Raw genomic sequence first — 17,654 nt, forward strand, 5'->3', positions numbered from 1 at the left:
CATGCTGAGCATTCTGAAGAACCGCACCTACCGCCACCTGTTCGCCGCTCAGATCGTCGCCTTGACAGGCACCGGGTTGGCGACTGTTGCCCTGGGCCTGCTGGCATTCGATCTGGCGGGGGATGCTGCAGGCCTGGTCCTGGGCACTGCGCTGACGATCAAGATGATTGCCTATGTCACCGTTGCACCGCTGGCGGCCGCCTTCGCCGAACGTTTGGATCGCCGAAAGATGCTGGTCGTTTTGGACCTGATCCGCGCGGCCGTTGCACTGTGCCTGCCTTTCGTGACGGAAATCTGGCAGATCTACGTGTTGATCTTTGTGCTGCAATCGGCTTCGGCAGGGTTCACACCTGCCTTTCAGGCAACGATTCCTGACGTGTTGCCGAATGAAGCGGAATATACACGCGCCCTGTCCCTGTCGCGCCTGGCTTACGATATGGAAAGCCTGCTGAGCCCGATGTTTGCTGCAGCCCTGCTGCTGCTGGTCAGCTTCAACAGCTTGTTCTGGGGGACGGCATTGGGCTTTGTCGCTTCGGCATTGCTGGTGGTCTCCGTCGTCCTTCCGTCGCCAAAACCAACCAAACCCCGCGGAATCTATGACCGCACCACACGCGGTATTCGAATCTATTTGAAAACACCCCGGTTGCGCGGGTTGCTGGCACTCAGCTGGAGCGCGGCTGCGCTGAGCTCGATGGTGATCGTCAACACCGTCGTTATCGTGCGCGCCAATCTGGGACTGTCGGAAAGCGCGGTGGCCATTGCGTTAGCCGGATTCGGAGGCGGTTCGATGTTGGCCGCCTTTACCCTGCCCCGCCTTCTGGATCGGATCGAGGATCGTCGGGTTATGATCTCGGGGGCCGTTTTTGCCACAGGGTCCATGGCTGTGGCCGCGATTCTGGCAGCAACTGTTCCCTTGTCACTTGGCCTGCTGACCTTGTTGTGGGCGTTTACCGGTTTTGGATATTCCACCACTCTGACACCCTCGGGTCGCTTATTGACCCGGTCGGCTCATCCCGAAGACCGCCCTGCTGTTTTTGCAGCTCAGTTTACCCTGTCGCATGGCTGTTGGCTGGTGCTTTACCCGCTTGCAGGGTGGCTGATGACTGCATTCGGACCAACAGTGGCGCTCAGCAGCATGGCAACGCTGTCTGTGGCCGGTGTGATTGGCGCGTTCAGTTTATGGCCGCGCCTTGATCAGGAAGTGATTGAACATGATCACCCTGATCTGCCGGCCGATCACCCGCATCTGACCGGATCAGGCCCACACGCACACCCAATTATCATCGACGACCTTCATCCGAACGTGCCGCACAGATCTTGAGAAGCTGCCCCGATCTGCCCTACACCAAAACCGCACCCATCAGCCGGAGCCCCAATGGACCAGCTAGACCGCCGCATTATCGCCGCCCTGCAAGCCAATGCCCGGGCCTCGACCACGCAGATTGCGGCTACGCTGGGTGTGGCCCGAACGACAGTTCATGAACGGATCAACCGGATGGAGCAACGCGGCGTGATCACGGGGTATTCCGTGCGCCTTGGGTCAACGGAAGACACTCCCAAAGTGCAGGTCATCGTCATGCTTGAGGTGCAACAGAAAGAAACGACCCGTATCATCAAGCGGCTTGAAGCTTATCCTGAGGTTAAATTGTGCCTGTCCATCAATGGTGAATTTGATCTGATGCTTTCGGCTGAGGCACCCCGGTTGGAAGATCTGGACATTCTGGTCGACGACCTGGCCAAGATACCCGGCGTCCTGCGCACCAATACCAGCGTTGTCTTCGGGCGCAGGATTGATCGAAATTGAAGCGCCGATAACTCTCTGTAAACCGATCATTGGCTAGCTTGGCCGGGACAGATCAGAATCCCGGACCGGCAGAATGCCAATTCAAAAGATCCCGTTCTTTTTCATGCTCATGCTTGTGGCTGCAGTCCAAGCAGGCTTTGCCATGCCCAATGCGCACACCGGGGATCTGTGTGATCAGGCTGCACGGCGTGCGGCGTTGTCCGAAGGGGTACCGCTGGACGTTCTGCGCGCGATCTCACGTGTTGAAACGGGTCGTACATTGGACGGGCAGTTTCTGCCCTGGCCGTGGACCATCAACGTTGAAGGTAAAGGGTATTGGTTCCCCTCTGAAAGCGAGGCCAAAACCTATGTGTTCAAGATTTTCAAAGCAGGCGCGCGCAGCTTTGATGTGGGCTGTTTCCAGATTAACTACCGCTGGCATGGCAAGGGTTTTCGCTCACTCGACGCGATGTTCGACCCTGTTGAGAACGCAACATACGCCGCCCGCTTTCTGAAAGACCTGTACGCTGAGCTTGGTTCGTGGCCCGCCGCCGCCGGAGCCTATCATTCCCGAACCGACTCGCTGGCCAAAGCCTATACGAAGCGTTTTCAGACCGTGCTGCACCGACTCGACGGTACAACTCAGCCTCAGGTTGCAGCCGTACCCAGTGATCCGTTCACAAGAGTTGGAATCCCATTAATCCCATCGCAAAAGACTGCGCATGAAACCGGTGCGCTGGGGTCCCTGGTTCCTGCCGCGCGCAGCGCCACCGCGTTCATCGCCTTCAACTAGGAGTTCCGCGTGCCCAAAATCGACGCCCGGTCCCTTTTTTCGCCCACGGTTCTTCTGGCAGTGGCTTTGATGACAGTCATCGTGATGATGATCCTGCCGATGCCTGCCTGGGTGCTGGATGTAGGGCTGGCCGCCTCATTTGCTTTGGCCATCCTGATTTTTACTCTGACCTTGTTCATTGAACGCCCGCTGGATTTCTCATCCTTCCCGACGATCCTGCTGGCCTCGCTCATGCTGCGGCTTTCGTTGAATGTATCCTCGACAAAATTGATCATCGGACAAGGACATACAGGTCCAAATGCAGCAGGCGATGTCATCGAGGGGTTTGCCAATTTCGTCATGGGCGGCAGTATATTTCTGGGACTTGTGGTGTTTGGCGTCTTGCTGATCGTGAACTTCATGGTCATCACCAAAGGTGCTGCCCGCATGGCTGAGGTGGGTGCACGTTTTGCACTGGACGGAATGCCGGGCAAGCAACTTGCCATTGACAGTGATATGTCCGCAGGAGCCATCGACCACCAGCAAGCCAAAGAGCGGCGCGAACGCGAACAACAGGAAACGACGTTTTTTGGCTCGCTCGACGGGGCGTCAAAATTCGTCAAAGGCGACGCCATTGCCGGTCTTCTGATCACCTTGCTGAACCTTGTGATGGGTCTGATCATGGGCGTGATCGTACACGGCATGCCCGTAGCGTCCGCTTTCGAGACTTACGCGATTCTGACCGTTGGCGACGGGTTGGTGTCGCAAATCCCGGCCGTGATAGTTTACCATCCGCGACGAGCTTGCGGTTGAGGCTCAACTTCAGCTCGACACCGTTGCCCGCGACTTGATCGAACGGTTCGAGACGCCCCGCCTGGATCCGACGGCGCTGGCTACTGATCCCGGTCTGTTCACCGACGATGGCAACCGGTTTGATCCCACAGCTTTTGTTGGGCTTGCCTCTCGGGTTTCGGTCAACGCGAGTGTGGATCCCAACATGGGCGGTGACAGCTGGAAGCTGCGCGCGGGTTTGGGCGCCGTCACGGCAGGTGATCCCGGACAATCTGCACAACTGCGTGCCTTCGGCAATATCCTGAAGGACGCGCGCCCAGTAGCTGGCGGGCTGTTCGGCACAGGAAACATGCGGGCCGCCGAACTGACCGAAGCACTGCTGTCCAAAGCCGGTACAAACGCCCATGTTGCAGATCAACGCCAGACCTTCGCCAACACCGCGCAACAGCAAATGGCCCAGATTGAGGCCGAACAGGGCGTGGATACAGATCAGGAACTGCAACGTCTGATGCAAGTCGAACAGACATATGCAGCAAATGCCCGGGTCATCTCGGTCGTGGATGAACTGCTTGAAACTCTGCTGAGGTTGTGATGATGACTTTGACTTCAATCGGCGATCTGGCGCGCGGCATGACCCTGCGCACGCGTGCCACGGACATAAAAACACAGATCGAAACGTTTTCGTTTGAGATGTCCACCGGACAGGTACAAGATATCTCGGGCCGGTTGGGGGGCGATTATTCGCAGCTTCTCGATCTGGATCGTAGCCTTGCCCGCCTCGACGCGTTTGGCATAGCAACGTCTGAGGCCGCTCTGTTCACCGATGCCATGCAATTAAGCCTGCAAACCTTCGGAGATTCCGTTGGAGACATGACTGCGTCCCTGCTGGCATTTGGAACCGCAAATCAGCCCGTGAACCACGAACAAGCGTCGGTGCAGGCGAAAAATGAACTGGACACGATGATCTCGGCGTTGAACACGCGCGTCGGTGGGCGCAGCCTGTTTTCCGGTACAGCCACCGATGTGTCCCCTCTTCCCTCTTCAGACGATCTTTTGGCGGCGCTTAGACCGCAACTGACCGGGCTTGTAACCGTGGCCGATATTCGGCTGGCGGCAGACACTTGGTTCAATGACCCGGCCGGGTTTGACGCCGTATTTTATCAGGGGGCAAACAGTGCACTTTCACCGATGCAGATTTCGGAAAACGAAAGTGTCACGCTGCCGTTCACCGCAACGGACCCGGCTTTCAAGGCGGCACTACAGGACGTTGCAGTGGCTGCGCTAGCTACAGATAGCACCTTGGCGCTTTCCCCTGATCAGCGCACGACATTGTTTACACAGTTGGGTGTTGATCTGGCCAACGCGCAGGACGCTACTGTGCAACTTCGGGCCGAGGTCGGCACGGCAGAGGCTCGAATAGAAGAGGCCGCGACACGCAATTCTGCTGCCCGCACCAGCCTTGAGTTCAGCCGAAACGAACTGATTGCTGCCGACCCTTATGAAACAGCGGCCAAATTGCAAACGGTGCAGTTCCAATTGGAAAGCCTCTATTCCGTAACCGTTCGCAATGCGAACCTTTCGCTGGTGAACTTTCTGAGATGAGGGCGCTGATACTTATTCTGATCTTCCTTCCCAGCTTGGCATGGGCAGGAGCGATACGCCTGAAAGACCTTGTCGATTTCGACGGCGTGCGCGGCAACGATCTGGTCGGCTACGGTCTTGTCGTGGGATTGAATGGAACCGGTGATGGTTTGCGTAATGCGCCTTTCACCGAAGAAATCATGTCCAACATTCTGGAACGACTTGGCGTCAACGTAAACGGCGAAGATTTTCGGCCAAAAAACGTTGCAGCCGTTCTAGTAACCGCCAGCCTCCCGCCATTTGCCAGGGTGGGTGGTCAGATCGATGTGACGGTTTCGGCCATTGGCGATTCCAGCAGCCTGTTGGGCGGAACGCTGATTATGACCCCTCTTAATGCCGCCGACGGTCAAATCTATGCCGTTGCCCAGGGCACAATCCTGGCGGGCGGCGTTTCTGCCGAAGGTGAGGCCGCTTCGGTGGTGCGCGGGGTGCCGACGTCAGGTGTCATACCCTCTGGGGCACGAGTTGAGCGTGAAATTGACTTTGACCTGTCGACCCTGACCCAAATGCGTCTTGCGCTGAGAGAACCCGGTTTCACCACTGCCGCGCGGATCGAATCCGCAATCAATACCGAGTTCAACAGGGCCGTGGCCATCATGCGGGATTCCGGCACGGTCGAGCTTAACGTCGCTGCAACGCAGGCGGTGTCAACTGCCCATGCCATCGGGCGTATCGAAAACATACTGGTTGAACCAGAATCAAAGGCACGTGTCGTCGTCGATCAGCGTTCCGGCACGATTGTAATGGGGCAAGAGGTCCGCATTTCGCGCGTCGCTGTCTCTCAGGGAAATCTGACGTTAACTGTGCAAGAGGCACCAATTGCCGTGCAGCCCAACCCGTTTGCCAGGGGTGAAACAGTGGTCGTACCCCGCACCATCGCTGGCATCGAAGAGGAAGAAGGCACCGGTCTTGCCGAAATCCCCGAGGCCACAACCCTGTCCGAAGTGGTTGCAGGTTTGAATGCACTAGGCGTATCGCCTCAGGACATGATCGACATTTTGAAAACCATAAAGGCAGCGGGCGCGTTACACGCAGAGTTCATCGTCAGGTGACGGGCCGTTCACGCAATAAGGGCGTGCTGATTGCACGCCCCTTGCACTCTATTTTGACTTCCAGCTGTCCAGCCAGCGCCGAAACCTGGTGCGCCGTTCTTCAATAGCGTCACCCGCCGCATAAAGCCCGTCTTCCACATTTTCGATCATCGGGTCGATCCGGGCTTGCCGGAACCTGCGCCAGCGCACCCATATCGCCCAGACCACGGCGGCAAAAATCGTCAGGAAGATGATATTGAACCAAGGGATAATCCGCGCATCCGGTCCATCCACATGGTTGATGAAGATGGCGTTTGGAAAGATCGACAGAAACTCGTTGCGCCAGCCGTAATGAGTAACAACCACCCATTTCGGGTTCTCTTTGGTCGATTTGGCATCATTGGCTTCGGTATACAGGTTGGCTGTGTCGAACTTGAAATAGGGGGGCCAGCCCCAGCCGGTATCCTCGTTTCGATAAACTATGGGCTTACCGCTGTCGCGCACAGCCTGAATGAACTGCACGTCCCGATTGGCCAGGCTCGCGGATTGATCCTGCGGCTCGGACCAGAAAATCCGGGTCCAGTCGTTCAGATCCTGCCGTTCTTCATAGGTATTGACGATGCGCACAATGTCATGCTGCGGCAACGAGTACTGCAGGACCGCCGCAATCGTGCCCCAGAAGATGATAATGAACGCCCATTTCACATAGGCCATGCCTAATTCCTCACATGTAATTCACGATGTAGATCAGCGCGCTAATCGCCACCCACGGCACAATATAGACACCCAGGATCAGTTTACGCCGGAACGAATTGTCATACACATGCAATCCGCGTTCGACAAAGGCTTCTTTGTTGCCCGTTTTGCCTTTTTCGTCCCACCAGTCCTCCAGCTTACGCCGCCGAATGCCGCGCGAATAGAAAGACAGCGCAACATAGGCAATCGTCTGAATCACCAGCAAGATCAGCAACAGGCGCAACAATCCGATCATATCAGCCTTTCCTCACCGAACCCCAGGGACCGACCCGGGCGATTATGTCATCGCTGACCCGGTCATTGCCGCTCATATCCGGCTCATGCCCAAACAACGCAGCACGAGCACCTTGCTTGTCCACCTGATACTCACGCGCAAGGAAGTCGGCAACATAGGCTTTCTTGCGCTCGGGCCAGCCCGAATATGTTCGGTAGAACAGCTCTTTATGGCAGATGAACATCTGGCGCGGGTCCAGCGGAGCCAGCTCGGACAGCAGCATGTTCACCAGATCGCGGTTCGGCGTATCCGCCGCGCGCAAGGTATAGAAATAGGCTGGATGGTCCGAGGTGATGCGCGGCCATGGCCCCCCATCGCTCGCCCAGCGCAGCAATTGAGCGAGCCCGTGATAGGCCTCGGGCAATCGATCCGAGTGATTACGCGCCAGCCGACGCATGTCACTGCGATCCAAACCGGTCAGGTCGACATCTGAATCCGCAGCCGCATCGACGGTCAGGAAATCCATCTTCTGTTGCAGAATCGCGGCGGCATCCACGCCGCTCGCTTTGACAATCGGTTCGACCAGATCGTTGTAATCCAGAAACTTGGCAATCTGGTTCCGCTGTGACGGGTCGAAGGTGTACTTGATCGGCAGATCATCCGGCTTTTCGCCCATACAGACGGCCGCCGGGTGATCCACATCCGGAAAAAGATACAGCCCGCCAAAATGCGCGGTCCAGAAATTGCGCTGCTCAAAATCCGTGTGACGCAAGCGCACGGGGTTGCGGGTAACGTCACCGGTTTCCTTGGCCGTTTCGATCATCTTGGCGATCAGCACATCGTCGAACCACGCATCCTCTTCGGTCTTGAACCGTTCGACCATACCCGCCAGTTGCTGTGCCTTGCGCAGGGTGCCGCCAGCGGTGTCAGCCTCAATCTCGATCTTACGCAGGTTCAGCAGATCGCGCGGGGTGCTGAGTTTGATGACCGAGTTCACCAGCTCTCCCGCCACCGCATCGGTGGCGGACAGGGCGAACAGCTGCGCCTCGTTCATCTCGATAAACTCGCGCAGAATGTCGCGCGAGGTCGAGAATTTGACGTTCAGCAAAGGCGCGCGTTTCTGCTCGGTCGTCAGCAGGATGAACTGCCGGTTGACCCCGTTGGGATTGAGGTAGAGCGGATCGTCCAGCTCAATCCCCACCTCAGGCGAATAACCCGAGATATCGACATGGAAATCCGTCAGCGCCGTGGTCTTGCCCGCCAGATGCTGCAGCGCGCGGTTATACCGCTCGACCAGAGCCGGGCTGGAGATGTGGACGAGGTTACCGAACATCAGGCCTTTTTCGATAAGGCGGATCATACAGACCACCTGTGCGTAACTTGAAGATCAATTCCTTTGACCAAACCAACCCAATAAGGCGCCGACAAAATAAGACCACCCATCAACAGCAAGGAAGGCTCTAGTCGCTGACTCAAACCCCAGATCTCCAAAACAAGAACGCCAATTACTGTGATCGCACCGAAGTAAACCACAACAGCGGCACCCGTACTGGCGGTCCACCAGAAAAAGAAACGTAACCACATGAATTCGCCCAATGGAACAGGCAAGCTGCGCCTTATCACCCAAAGGACGAACTTGATGCCTACATAGGCGAGCAAAGAACAAGTTATCAGGAAGATGATATCTAGCACTCAGGCTCTCCCGCCTGACAATAAAAGTATAAATTCAACTCAGCTTACTCCCTTGCTGAAGCGACCAACAACTAGAACGGCCAGCACCAACAAAGGCAATGCAAACGCTCGCGCTGTGATCTGCAAGTTGAACCCGATATACGACACCACACTGCCCTCAAACAGTATGAGAGATTCTTCCCAAGAAGTACCCTCAAACCCTCTGCCCGCGTTCACACCGAACTGGGTCAGGAACAGCACAAGCACGGCGCCTAGAAATCCGAAAACGCCCCAACGCAGAGGCAGGATCAAACCCAAAACAAGAGCTAAACCGGAAACCGCGAAGACAAGCATCACCCCTTCCCCTCCAAATACCGCCGCTTGGCCTCTTCCATCCGGCCCATCTCGCGGACGGCGTTTTCGATGGCGACCTCGTCGCTCTTGTCGGCATAGCGGAACTCGCTGTCGGCGTAGCGGTTGATCTCTTGGATCACCATCTCAACGGTGATCGGCTGACGCAGGTCTTCGATCATCGCTTTCTTGTTGTCGTAGTCGCGGAACAGGAACAGGTCGGGGTTCTCCATCCACTCGTCGGGCAATTCGAAATCCATCGCGCGGACCTTGACCGCGTCCGTAATGTTCTTGATCGCGCGGCCGGTAAAACGCTCATCCGCTGCTTGGATCGCCTTGAGGTAGGTGCCCAGCTTGGCAATCGTGTCCATCTGACCGATCTCGCCGGACACCCGGTCATAGACCTGTAACAAAGCGTCCTCATGCGGGCGGGAATGGCTTTCGAAACTGGCGGCGACCGCCTTTTTGATCTCCTGCGCGGCATAGGCGTCGTGCTCGCCCAGCGGGATGTCGTGGTTGCGGCCCATCAGCAGGTGCAGGATGTCGATGTAATCCTCGCGCGTTTGCGGACCGTCCACCAGGAACCGCGCGCCCGCCCGCTGGCGCAGGGCGTCGTCCACATTCTCGGGGTAGTTCGAGAACATGCCAAAGGTGCAATTGCCGCGCACGACGGTGTTGGCCCCCGCAAAGCTCTCCATCAGAACAGCGGTGATTTCCAGTTGGCCCGCGCTGGACTGCCGGTCGCCGCGTTTGCCCGCCAGCTGGTCAATATCGTCGATGGTGCCAAAGCCGATGACCGACGGGTCGATGATCGTGTTGATAAACGCCTTGGCGTTCTGGCCGGACTTACCCTGATAGCTGTCGATATTGTCAGTGCTCAGGTTCTGATAGCGGAAGGGATAGCCCGCGTTCTGGCAATAGTCATTGATCAGCCCGGCCATCATCTGGATCAGCGTGGTCTTGCCGGTGCCCGGTTTGCCGTCGCCCATGAAGGTAAAGATGAACCCGCCAAGCTCCGCAAATGGGTTCAGGCGGCGGTCGAAGTCATAGGCCATCAGCATCTTGGCCAGCTTCATCGCCTGATACTTGGCGATATGGTTGCCCACCACCTCGTTCGGTTTCTTGAACGTCATGGTCAGGGTGGTGGATTTGGCCTTCGAGGCCGGCTCAAAACCCCTAATCGTCAGATCATCGGCCTCGATATGCCAGGCCGCGTTCTGGAACGGGCCCAAGTGGCCAGCAGACTGGGCGCGCAGAGCGACTTTTTCCATCAGTTGTTCGGCATAGGCGCTGGTTGCCGCGATCAAGTGGGCGTCATCAGGGGCGTGTTTGGCGAGCGTCTGGTCCAGCTCCCACAACGCACCATGCAGGGCGAGTTGGCCATTGTCGGTCAAAACCTCCTCGATCTCGCCAAGATCAACCGTGGTTTCGCCCATATGCGAGGACATCAAGTAAGCCAGCGCATTGCCGAACGTGTGCAAGGTGATCAGAGCTTCAGCCGTCAGCAGTTCCGAGAATTCAGTCTTGCGCACGGCTGGCAAATCCCCGGCCAGATTGGCCCGTTTCAGATCGGCCAATGGCGTCTGGTCCGCATAAGCCTCGGCCACAGCCAAAGCGATGGCAATGGCGCGGCGAATGGCTTGCTGTGTCGTAGCCTGAGGCGGAGACACCAGCGTATCTCCATCGTCCGACGCCTCGATCCGTTCAACCAGATGCACTCCGTCCGAACGCACGGTTCGCCGCGTGACCAGACCCGGTGTCGTGGATCGAAACCGCCGCCCCGTAGAAACCCCCGGAGACCGCTCAACAACCGCTTCCAACGCCTTGCCAATCCTCGGCGCGTGTTCAAACCCATTCAGCAAAGCGGTCGCTGCTTGATAGTGCTTGCGAACGTCGTCCTCACGTAATTCCATCTGATCTGACATCAAACTCATCTCTTGAACCGCTCTTGCTTCATCTTTTCAAAAATACTCTCGCCGAAGGCGAAACTAATAGCGCAAAACCTGCCCCGCTTTGCTGACGACAAACTTGTTCACATCGGCAAACCCCGGTGGGTTGCGCTCGGCCAGAACCTGAAACGGGCGTTGGGGCAGGATGATCGACCGCTGGGTGCGCGTCGCCCCGGTCTCGGCCCCCTGACCGCCAAAGGGGTCCAGCGCGAAGATCTCGCGTTCAACGGTGGAAAACCACCCGGCGCGTTCCTCGATCACCTGTTCGCTTTCCAGTTCCTCGGTGGTCCAGGCCAACGCCCAATCTTGACCTTCGGGGGCCTGTGCGTCCTCCAACACCTGCCGCAAAGGCCCGGATTGCTCGGTATAGGCCGAGGAATACATTGGCCCCACATGAATGCGGCGCAGGTGTTTGGGGTGCAGGTCGTCAAAATCCTGATCAAAGCCTTTGGCGATGGTCACCAGTTTCAACCCGCCCAAAGACTGCGCCATCAGATGGGCCTGCACCTCGGGCCAGCGGCGCTGGTCTTTGGGCAGGGCCGTCTTGCCGCTGTCTTCCAACTGCATCAGGTAGATGACCGGCAGGTTGATCTGGCTGTCATAGACTGCCCAATGGATCATGAACTTGCGCCGATCCCCCTCATTCCCGATCCAATGGCATTCGGGATCGTTGCGGGCCCAGAACAGCTGACCTTTCAGTAATTCTTCATAATAGAGCCTTTGCGACAGCGCGAATTGCAGCTTGGTGGGGATCTCTCGGTCGCCAATAATCGTCCGCACCATGTCGGTTTTCAGGTCGTCTTCCGAGGGCATATTCGCCAGATGCACCTGCGCCTGCTGCGCGTCATTGGCCATGGTCAGCAATTCGGCCGCCACCGGAAACCCACTGTCGCGCTTGTCCATGGCGAGACTGCCAAAGAACCGCCCCGTATCGCGCCCGACCAGCAGGTATTTCATGCTGAGCGCCCGGAACGTGTAGAGCAGTCCCGAGAGATAACGCGAGATGATCCGCACCTCTTGCTTGCTGATCGCGCCCTCGGCCTCCATCGTCGCGGCCACGCGCAGAAGGTGGACGGTGATCACCTCGAATTTGCGGAAATAGCGGCGCGAGGCGAAGGTGTCGGTCAGGCCAACATGGTCTTGGGTGGGGTTAGTCATTTTTGGATTCACTACAACCAGTTCCACGGCATTGATTGAGCCGCCATGGCAGGAGAAAAACGTCTGAGATCAGGTACAACGCGAAGATGATAAGCCCGAAGATTATGCTAACCGGCCCGCCATATAGAGTGAGAAAACCGAGCAGCTTATAAGTTCCGCCTTCAGCACCCAATTTATGCAAAAGAGCTGTAAGGCCATAAATCGGGATCGGCCAAACTACGAGAAAGAGGCCAATCCTGAGAAGCCGTACGTCTTTTCGGCTAAACCACTTCATCCGCCATACAAATTCTTATCATGCTTCTCGACAATAGACGCAAACCGGCGGGCAAAGCGTTCGTCCGCCTTGGCCTTTTTCTCCAGCACGTCGCGGGCAAAAACCATGTGGTCCTCATGCGCTTCAAGCATGTCGGCCATTTTCTGGTTGGTCGCGGTGCCGATGGCGGCCATGGCGGTTTGCGCCTCTTGGTCGGTCTGCACGCCGATCTCGTTGATGCGGTGGGCCACGTCCTGCTGCTGTGCGGTTTTCAGCGATTTGGTCAGGGCGTCATACAGCACCACGCGCTGCTGCGTGTCTGTCTGCAGCTTGTTGATCAGCACCATCTGTGTCGCCGCCTGGTTCTGCAACGAATCGACCCAGGTCTTGCCTTTTTCGATATAGCGTTCCAGCGTCTGCGACTTGGCCAGCTTGACCTGCTCTTCCTGAACCTTGGCGTTGTATTGCTTGTTCAGCTCGGCCAATTCAGTCTCTAACTGGGTCCGCGCGGCGGCATCCTGTTCGACGCTGATCTTGTTCTCCAGCGTGATGATCGTCGGATCCATTCCTTGAATTTCAGTACGCAAAGCTTCAAGCTCGGCCACCGTTGCCTCGCGATCGTCCAATGTCACGGTCAGGTTGTCCTCAACCTTCACACGCTGTTCTTCCAGCACCGACAATTGCCCTTGCAGCAATTTCACGATCACGTCGGATTTGGCGATCAGGTCCTGCAGCTTGTCGTCGATATTGGCAGTGCGCATCCGTTCCTGCCGCATCGACTCGGATTTGCCTTTCGAGAAGATGCCGACAAACGACTCCCACCCGGTTTTCGAGCGCATTTCGTCGAAATCCTTGGAAAACGCGTTGGTGACGTCGTCCAGACCCATGATCAACTCGGCGATATTGGCGTTCATCACCTCGGTATGAGCGTGCACATCCTCAAGCGTGGCGTTTTCGATGTCGATATCGGCCTCGGCGGTACCGATCTTGGCCCGCGCTGCTTCGATGCGCGATGTCAGCCCTTCGATCTGCGACTGACTTTCGCGCACCTTGGTTTGCGTTTCTTTAATCAGCGCCTCAAATTGCTGGTTCGACATCGGTTCTATCCCTTTTTTATTCTATTACCCAATAAGATAGGGAATGTTACGGCTATTTACATCCCCTGCGAGTCAAAAATCCCCTGAACCTTGGCAAACTCAGCCTGAAAAAGATAGGCGCGAATTGCCGAGCTGCTTCGGTGGCAATGGGTCAAATCTGGATTGATCCGACCACCATTGTGGACATAGACAATCAAGACCCCACCTGATTGGGTGCGTTGAACAAAATTCCTGCCGGAGGCTGACCCATGCTGGACGCGACAACCGATCTGAAATCTCTTTTGAAAAACCCCGACCTTTTGGCGACCAGGGCCTATATCGGCGGCCAGTGGGTGGATGGGGACAATGGTACTTTTGAAGTGACCAACCCCGCCCGCGGCGACGTGGTGGCCGAGGTGACCGATGTCAGCCGTGCTCAGGTGGCAGGCGCGATTGCACAGGCTGAGGCCGCACAAAAAGAGTGGGCCAAGCTGACCGGCAAGGAACGCGCAGTGATCCTGCGCCGCTGGTTCGATCTGATGATGGAAAACGCTGAGGATCTGGGCAAGATTCTGACGGCCGAGCAAGGCAAACCCCTTGCCGAGGCGATTGGTGAAATCGGATACGGCGCCTCCTTCATCGAGTTCTTTGGTGAAGAAGCCAAACGTGTCTATGGCGAGATGATCCCGGGTCACCAGCGTGACAAGCGGATCATGGTTTTGAAACAGCCCATCGGTGTTGCTGCGTCGATCACACCATGGAACTTTCCCAACGCGATGATCACCCGCAAGGCCGGGCCCGCCCTTGCTGCGGGTTGCGCCTTTGTGGCACGTCCAGCGAAGGAAACACCCCTGTCTGCGCTGGTTCTGGCCGTATTGGCGGAAAAGGCCGGCATTCCGGCTGGTGTGTTCAACGTCGTACCCTCGTCACGCGCCAGCGAAATCGGCAAGGAATTCTGCGAGAACCCCGGTGTGCGCAAGCTGACCTTTACCGGTTCGACCGAGGTTGGGCGCATCCTGCTGAAACAGGCCGCCGATCAGGTGATGAAATGCTCGATGGAACTGGGCGGCAACGCGCCGTTCATCGTGTTTGACGACGCCGATCTGGATGCAGCGGTCGAAGGCGCGATGATGTGCAAGTTTCGCAACAACGGTCAAACCTGCGTCTGCGCAAACCGTATCTACGTGCAGGCCGGTGTCTACGATGCCTTTGCCGCCAAGCTGAAAGCCGCTGTTGAGGCGCTGAAAGTTGGTGACGGTCTGACAGACGGAACCACAACCGGCCCGCTGATCAACGCTGAAGCCGTTGCCAAGGTTGAAGAGCATATCAAGGACGTAACCGACAAGGGCGGTGCTGTTCTGACCGGCGGCTTGCCCCACGATCTGGGCGGTACCTTCTTCCAGCCGACCATCGTGACGGGCGTGACCCAGGACATGATGGTGGCTCAGGACGAAACCTTTGGTCCGCTGGCCCCGTTGTTCAAGTTCGACGATGAAGACGATGTCATCGCCATGGCGAATGATACGATCTTTGGTCTGGCCTCGTATTTCTATGCCAAGGACCTGAGCCGCGTCTACAAAGTGGCCGAGGCGCTGGAATATGGCATCGTCGGTGTGAACACCGGTATCATCTCAACCGAGCTGGGCCCGTTTGGTGGCGTCAAGCAATCCGGTCTGGGCCGCGAAGGCAGCCATCACGGCATGGAAGACTATCTGGAAATGAAATACGTCTGCCTGTCTGTTTAATCTGACAAAGCCCCGGTGCATCGCGTTGGGGCCTTTCGGTTTGTCATAAAACTGCAAATAAACCGTCACATCCCTGCAATGACCTGCGTTCATCCCCCTCTCATCCAACTGAGAGGGGATACTCAACGATGCCTTTGCGTTTTGCCTGCCTGACCTCTGCCCTTGCCCTGACCGCTGGTCAGGCCGTGGCAGAGATGAACTTCAACCGAATTGCGTCCTTCCCGGTCGTCAAGAACATGGCCGAGGGAGCGGATACAACCCGTGAGACCTCGCCCGAGATCATCGCGGCCACCGCTGACGGCATGACGTTGGTCTACACCGACAGCCCGCTGGGCGTGATCGGCATGATCGATATAACCAAGCCTGCAAACCCGGCCCCGTTGGGTGCGATGGAGGTGGGCGGCGAGCCGACATCCGTGGGTATCGTTGGCGCGACGGCTTTTGTGGGCGTGAACACGTCAGAAAGCTATACCGCCCCGTCCGGCAAGCTGATTTCGGTTGATATCGCGGGTAAGGCCGAAACCGGCACCTGTGATCTGGGCGGTCAGCCCGACAGCGTCGCCATCGCCTCCGATGGCAGCTTTGTCGCCGTCGCCATTGAAAACGAACGCGACGAAGACCTGAATGACGGCATCATCCCGCAGCTGCCTGCCGGATCGCTTGCACTCGTGCCGCTGAAAGACGGCGCGCTGGATTGCGCTGGCATGAAGATGGCCGCTCTGACCGGTTTGGCAGAGGTCGCGCCGACTGACCCTGAGCCGGAGTTTGTCGACATCAACGCCCTCGGCGAAACCGTCGTCACTTTGCAGGAAAACAACCACATCGCAGTGGTCGACAGGGACGGCAACGTGGTCAGCCATTTCTCTGCAGGCGCGGTTGATCTCGAAGGCATCGACGCCACTGATGAGCGCGGCGCGCTGATCTTCACCGAAAGCCAGCAGGGCCGTTTGCGTGAACCGGACGCGGTGAAATGGATCGACGACAATCACTTCGCGACCGCCAACGAAGGTGACTATGAAGGCGGGTCGCGCGGTTGGACGATCTTCCACAAAGACGGGACCGTTGTTTATGAAAACGGCACCGATTTCGAGAAGGCCATCATCCAGATCGGCCACTACCCCGACAAGCGTTCAGACAGCAAAGGCGTTGAGCCGGAAAGCGTGACCGCAGCCACATTCGGGGGCACACCGATGATCTTCGTCGGGGCCGAGCGCGCCTCGGTCGTGGGTGTCTATGACGCCACCGATCCGGCCAACCCGGTGCTGAAACAGCTGCTGCCTTCCGGCGTTGGCCCGGAAGGTTATGTGGCGATTCCCGAACGCAACCTTCTGATCTCGGCCAACGAGAAAGACCTGATCGAAGATGGCGGCCCGCGCGCGCATGTTTCGATCTTTGAGTATCAGGACGCCCCGGCCAACTATCCGCACCTGACCTCCGCTGGTGCGGATGAGCTTATTGGATGGGGAGCTCTCTCCGGTCTGGTCGCGGATGAAGACGGCATGATCTATGCGGTCAATGACAGCTTTTATGGCTTCCAGCCGTCGATCTTCAAGATCGACCCCAGCCAGAGCCCGGCACGGATCGTGGACGTGATCCGCATTCACCGTCAGGACGGTAATCCGGCGCAGAAGCTGGATCTGGAGGGCATCACGCTGGACGGCAAGGGTGGCTTTTACGTCGCCTCCGAAGGTCGCACCGACCGCGTCATCCCGCACGCGATCTATCACGTCTCGGCTGACGGTCTGATCAAGGACCGCAAGGGCGAGATCGGACTACCGCCGGAACTGATGGCCGTTGAAAAACGCTTTGGTTTTGAGGGCATCACCAAGGTAGGCGATACCCTGTGGATGGCTGTACAGCGCGAATGGAAAGACGACCCTGAGAACCACGTGAAACTGGTGGCCTACAACCTTGAGACCAAGGAGTGGGGTGCCGTGCATTACCCCAAGACGGACCCCGAAAAAGGTTGGGTCGGCCTGTCGGAAATCGTGGCCTTTGGTGATCATGTCTATGTCATCGAGCGCGACAACCAGCACGACCACCGCGCCGTAACCAAAAAGATCTACCGCATCCCGCTGTCCGAAATGACCCCGGCCCCGCTGGGTGGCGCATTGCCAGTGGTCAGCAAGCAAGAGGTCCGCGACCTGCTGCCCGACCTGACCTCAACCGGCGGATACGTTCTGGACAAGATCGAAGGTCTGGCCATTCTACCTTCGGGCGAGGCGTTTGTGATGACCGACAATGATGGTGTCGACGATGCGTCAGGCGAGACGATGTTCTGGTCGATCGGGTCAGTGACGGCTGGGAATTGATTCTCTGTTCAATGCCACTCTGGCCCTGTGCAATGCTTGCGCAGGGCCATACCTCTTTGAATTGTTGCGCCAAAAGAGGACTTACTCACATTCAATAATTCGACTAACATGCCTATTTTGTTGAGATATACTGTTCAATGCGAAAAGAAG

16 protein-coding genes and 1 pseudogene are annotated in these 17,654 nt (G+C 57.3%); 9 read left to right on the forward strand and 8 right to left on the reverse strand.

Annotated elements, in window-relative coordinates; all coding sequences use genetic code 11:
* Position 1: 1 nt before the first annotated feature.
* The 7 genes and pseudogenes from GOV90_RS18535 (at position 2) to GOV90_RS18565 (ending at position 6,040) form a co-directional block, all read left to right on the forward strand.
* Positions 2–1,321 (forward strand): MFS transporter, encoded by a 1,320-nt coding sequence (locus GOV90_RS18535; protein WP_171096549.1) that lies wholly within the window; start codon positions 2–4, stop codon positions 1,319–1,321.
* 54 nt (positions 1,322–1,375) lie between these two features.
* Positions 1,376–1,804, forward strand: coding sequence for an Lrp/AsnC family transcriptional regulator (locus GOV90_RS18540; RefSeq protein WP_171096551.1), 429 nt, complete (start codon positions 1,376–1,378; stop codon positions 1,802–1,804).
* A 73-nt stretch (positions 1,805–1,877) separates the two neighbouring features.
* Positions 1,878–2,576 (forward strand): lytic transglycosylase domain-containing protein, encoded by a 699-nt coding sequence (locus GOV90_RS18545; protein ID WP_371732522.1) that lies wholly within the window; start codon positions 1,878–1,880, stop codon positions 2,574–2,576.
* Positions 2,577–2,585: 9 nt separating this feature from the next.
* Positions 2,586–3,341 (forward strand): annotated as a pseudogene (locus GOV90_RS18550) (FHIPEP family type III secretion protein); the annotation flags it as partial.
* Positions 3,342–3,402: 61 nt separating this feature from the next.
* Positions 3,403–3,939 carry a flagellar basal body rod C-terminal domain-containing protein gene (locus tag GOV90_RS18555; RefSeq protein WP_174825544.1) on the forward strand — a complete coding sequence of 179 codons (537 nt, stop codon included), beginning with the start codon at positions 3,403–3,405 and terminating at the stop codon, positions 3,937–3,939.
* A gap of 2 nt (positions 3,940–3,941) precedes the next feature.
* Complete coding sequence (locus tag GOV90_RS18560) at positions 3,942–4,949, forward strand: flagellin (RefSeq protein ID WP_171096553.1); 1,008 nt, start codon at positions 3,942–3,944, stop codon at positions 4,947–4,949.
* Positions 4,946–6,040 (forward strand): flagellar basal body P-ring protein FlgI, encoded by a 1,095-nt coding sequence (locus tag GOV90_RS18565; RefSeq protein WP_171172877.1) that lies wholly within the window; start codon positions 4,946–4,948, stop codon positions 6,038–6,040. The genes GOV90_RS18560 and GOV90_RS18565 overlap by 4 nt, the downstream gene beginning before the upstream one ends.
* Before the next feature lie 48 nt (positions 6,041–6,088).
* Here the strand turns inward: GOV90_RS18565 and GOV90_RS18570 are convergent, their stop codons facing one another.
* The 8 genes from GOV90_RS18570 to GOV90_RS18605 form a co-directional block, all read right to left on the reverse strand.
* Positions 6,089–6,733, reverse strand: a complete 645-nt coding sequence (locus tag GOV90_RS18570; protein ID WP_171096557.1) for a DUF1523 family protein — start codon at positions 6,731–6,733, stop codon at positions 6,089–6,091.
* Between the two features lie 10 nt (positions 6,734–6,743).
* Positions 6,744–7,010 (reverse strand): hypothetical protein, encoded by a 267-nt coding sequence (locus GOV90_RS18575; protein ID WP_171096559.1) that lies wholly within the window; start codon positions 7,008–7,010, stop codon positions 6,744–6,746.
* Position 7,011: 1 nt separating this feature from the next.
* Positions 7,012–8,349 (reverse strand): DUF6638 family protein, encoded by a 1,338-nt coding sequence (locus tag GOV90_RS18580; RefSeq protein WP_171096561.1) that lies wholly within the window; start codon positions 8,347–8,349, stop codon positions 7,012–7,014.
* Complete coding sequence (locus GOV90_RS18585) at positions 8,346–8,681, reverse strand: hypothetical protein (RefSeq protein WP_171096563.1); 336 nt, start codon at positions 8,679–8,681, stop codon at positions 8,346–8,348. The genes GOV90_RS18580 and GOV90_RS18585 overlap by 4 nt, the downstream gene beginning before the upstream one ends.
* A gap of 39 nt (positions 8,682–8,720) precedes the next feature.
* Entirely contained in the window at positions 8,721–9,014 is a 294-nt protein-coding gene (locus GOV90_RS18590) for a hypothetical protein (protein ID WP_171096565.1), read from the reverse strand.
* Entirely contained in the window at positions 9,014–10,945 is a 1,932-nt protein-coding gene (locus GOV90_RS18595; protein ID WP_171096567.1) for an ATP-binding protein, read from the reverse strand. The genes GOV90_RS18590 and GOV90_RS18595 overlap by 1 nt, the downstream gene beginning before the upstream one ends.
* A gap of 54 nt (positions 10,946–10,999) precedes the next feature.
* On the reverse strand, positions 11,000–12,118 hold the full coding sequence (locus tag GOV90_RS18600; protein WP_171096568.1) for a hypothetical protein: 1,119 nt from the start codon (positions 12,116–12,118) through the stop codon (positions 11,000–11,002).
* A gap of 270 nt (positions 12,119–12,388) precedes the next feature.
* The gene (locus GOV90_RS18605; RefSeq protein ID WP_171096570.1) at positions 12,389–13,468 is read right to left on the reverse strand and encodes a hypothetical protein; all 1,080 of its coding nucleotides are present in this window, start codon (positions 13,466–13,468) and stop codon (positions 12,389–12,391) included.
* 248 nt (positions 13,469–13,716) lie between these two features.
* On the opposite strand from GOV90_RS18605, the gene GOV90_RS18610 reads away from it, so the two are divergent.
* Together GOV90_RS18610 and GOV90_RS18615 are read left to right on the forward strand one after the other, a co-directional pair.
* Positions 13,717–15,192 carry an NAD-dependent succinate-semialdehyde dehydrogenase gene (locus GOV90_RS18610; RefSeq protein WP_171096572.1) on the forward strand — a complete coding sequence of 492 codons (1,476 nt, stop codon included), beginning with the start codon at positions 13,717–13,719 and terminating at the stop codon, positions 15,190–15,192.
* A gap of 128 nt (positions 15,193–15,320) precedes the next feature.
* A complete protein-coding gene (locus GOV90_RS18615) occupies positions 15,321–17,504 on the forward strand; it encodes an esterase-like activity of phytase family protein (protein ID WP_171096575.1) in 2,184 nt (727 codons plus the stop codon).
* The last annotated feature ends 150 nt before the right edge of the window (positions 17,505–17,654 follow it).

Origin of the sequence: Ruegeria sp. HKCCA5929 (assembly GCF_013034525.1) — a bacterium.
GTDB lineage: Bacteria > Pseudomonadota > Alphaproteobacteria > Rhodobacterales > Rhodobacteraceae > Ruegeria.

Excerpts from the sequence above, each read along its gene's own strand:
- GOV90_RS18565 (WP_171172877.1), top strand. The coding sequence starts at position 4,946 with ATGAGGGCGCTGATACTTATTCTGATCTTCCTTCCCAGCTTGGCATGG.
- GOV90_RS18580 (WP_171096561.1), bottom strand. The coding sequence starts at position 8,349 with ATGATCCGCCTTATCGAAAAAGGCCTGATGTTCGGTAACCTCGTCCAC.
- GOV90_RS18605 (WP_171096570.1), bottom strand. The coding sequence starts at position 13,468 with ATGTCGAACCAGCAATTTGAGGCGCTGATTAAAGAAACGCAAACCAAG.
- GOV90_RS18545 (WP_371732522.1), top strand. The coding sequence starts at position 1,878 with ATGCCAATTCAAAAGATCCCGTTCTTTTTCATGCTCATGCTTGTGGCT.
- GOV90_RS18615 (WP_171096575.1), top strand. The coding sequence starts at position 15,321 with ATGCCTTTGCGTTTTGCCTGCCTGACCTCTGCCCTTGCCCTGACCGCT.
- GOV90_RS18570 (WP_171096557.1), bottom strand. The coding sequence starts at position 6,733 with ATGGCCTATGTGAAATGGGCGTTCATTATCATCTTCTGGGGCACGATT.
- GOV90_RS18535 (WP_171096549.1), top strand. The coding sequence starts at position 2 with ATGCTGAGCATTCTGAAGAACCGCACCTACCGCCACCTGTTCGCCGCT.
- GOV90_RS18560 (WP_171096553.1), top strand. The coding sequence starts at position 3,942 with ATGACTTTGACTTCAATCGGCGATCTGGCGCGCGGCATGACCCTGCGC.
- GOV90_RS18610 (WP_171096572.1), top strand. The coding sequence starts at position 13,717 with ATGCTGGACGCGACAACCGATCTGAAATCTCTTTTGAAAAACCCCGAC.
- GOV90_RS18590 (WP_171096565.1), bottom strand. The coding sequence starts at position 9,014 with ATGCTTGTCTTCGCGGTTTCCGGTTTAGCTCTTGTTTTGGGTTTGATC.
- GOV90_RS18595 (WP_171096567.1), bottom strand. The coding sequence starts at position 10,945 with ATGAGTTTGATGTCAGATCAGATGGAATTACGTGAGGACGACGTTCGC.
- GOV90_RS18540 (WP_171096551.1), top strand. The coding sequence starts at position 1,376 with ATGGACCAGCTAGACCGCCGCATTATCGCCGCCCTGCAAGCCAATGCC.
- GOV90_RS18575 (WP_171096559.1), bottom strand. The coding sequence starts at position 7,010 with ATGATCGGATTGTTGCGCCTGTTGCTGATCTTGCTGGTGATTCAGACG.
- GOV90_RS18600 (WP_171096568.1), bottom strand. The coding sequence starts at position 12,118 with ATGACTAACCCCACCCAAGACCATGTTGGCCTGACCGACACCTTCGCC.